This is a genomic window from Streptomyces sp. NPDC045846, assembly GCF_056431605.1.
Map to the genome: position 1 here is coordinate 1 of NZ_JBWKKJ010000050.1, position 1947 is coordinate 1947.

Here is a 1947-nt window from a genome sequence, read left to right on the forward strand (position 1 = left end):
CTCCAGTACCGGCCCGGCATCCTCGACGGCTTCGTCACCGGAACCGGCCTCACCCTCCACACCCCAACATCACCCTGACAAGCCGAAGTCAGTAAGCCTGGTTCGGGGACGGCAACTCGGGCTGGGGGTGGGGATTGATCCAGGTCGGGGTGAGGGTGTAGGCCCCGCGTTCGGTTCTGCGGAGCAGTCCTTCAGCGACCCAGTGTCCGAGCTGAGTGCTGAGACTGCGGAGGTGGGTGATGCCGAGGGCGTCGGCGATCTCGCGGCGTCGCCAGGCGCGGTCCGGGGCGGTGCGCATGAGCTGCACTGTGAGGTCCCGGCGTCCGTTTCCCCGGGGCGGAGAGACAGGTGCGGCGTGGTCGTCTCCGTTGGGGCCGGGTTGGGCATCCGTGACCGGTGCGTGGATGGTGAGGGCGAGGTGCACGATGTCCGTGCCGGTCGTCGGCAGCTCTCTGGGGTTCATCGACTTGGCCTGGTAGCGGGAGGTGCCGCATTTGATGGTGCGGGCGCTGATGCGGGCGCGTCGCGCCGGCATCAGAGCGCCCAGGACGGCCCGGCCGATCCGGCCCTGCCCAGCTGTCGCCTGGTCCCGCGGCAGGATGCCTTCGGCGGCAACGACCTGGTCGCGCGCGCTTTCCAGGGCGACCGTGAAACTGGCGCGGTCGGGATCGGTGCCGGCCGTCGACTCCACGGCCTCGGTCATGGCCCGGCGCAGTACCTGGTAGATCACCAGCTGAGCCCACAGTTCCTGCTCGAGTCCGAACGGGTCGTGCGAGCGCAGGATGAGTCCGCCGAGCAGAGTGTGGCGCAGGGCGTAGAAGGCGGACTCGATCTCCCAGCGCTCGTGGTAGAGGCGTGCCAGTACGACGGCGGGGTCGGTGCGGTGGTCCAGCAGGGTGGTGGCCAGCCGGTACCGGTCGCCGACGCGCTGTCCGTCACGGGTGGTGGCTGTGATGTCCACGTCGATGATGCGCAGTTTCACACCACCGATGACGGTCAGGTAGGAGCCGTCCGGCAGAACGGACAGGATGGCCGGAGTACGCCGGGAGTTCACCCGGAACAGCAGTTGCGCTCCGGTGCCTGCGACCTCGGCAAGGAAGCCATCGGAATCGAAGCCTCGGTCGGCCAACAGCAACATGTCGTTCCCGAGCAGCGGCAGCAGCTGTTCCGCGTACCAGGTCTCTCCCTTGTCCGTCGGGCCGAACACGGCCCCGATCAGGGCTCGGGTGCCGGTTTCGCACAGCACCATCAGCCGCAGCATCGGATAGCCGTCCCACCCGAAGCAGCGTCGTACCTTGCCCAGCCAGCCGTGCACGCGGGGCTGGTCGGGGGCCTTGATGGAGCTGCAGCCGTCGAAGGCGACCGTCCGCCACCGCCGGTAGCGCACTCCGGGTGTGCGGGGCTGTGCCACGGGCCCGGCCACGGACTCGAACAACAGCTTTAGAGGGGCTGCTCCGACTCTGCGGCGCAGGTCCCGCAGGGCCTTCTCCGACGGGCTCGGTACGGACATTCCGGAGAGACCGGCCACCAGCTTGTCCCACACTCGCGCGTACCCAAGCGAGGGGAACAGTGCCAGCGCCAGGATGAAATACACCCCGACCCGGGACGGAAGCTGCCGCACCCGCCTCTGGACCGCGCGAGTCTGCCGCAGCACGTCCTCGACCAGCTCGAAGGGCACATACTGGGTGAGCTCGCCAAGATGGCCGGGAGCGTAGATGCCGTCGGCGACGGAGATGGTACGAGTGATGGTTGTGGTGACACACTGCACGGAAGCGGGGCCTCTCGGAGCACGAAGATCTTGGTCGACTTCATGCTCTACCGGAGGCCTCGTCTTCCTGTCAGGCCAACACCATAGTGCTTCGTTAGGTTCTGGCTCTGGTTCTGCTTGCGGTGAGTGGGTGGCCGCAGGTGGTGCAGGTGCCGGTCCAGCACCTCAACAGGTCCTGA

At 67.7% G+C, this 1947-nt stretch carries 1 protein-coding gene; it reads right to left on the minus strand.

All coding sequences use genetic code 11. The features are described 5' to 3' along the window. Positions 1 to 88: 88 nt before the first annotated feature. A complete protein-coding gene (locus AC07F3_RS42350; protein WP_479120449.1) occupies positions 89 to 1768 on the minus strand; it encodes an IS4 family transposase in 1680 nt (559 codons plus the stop codon). Positions 1769 to 1947: the final 179 nt, after the last annotated feature.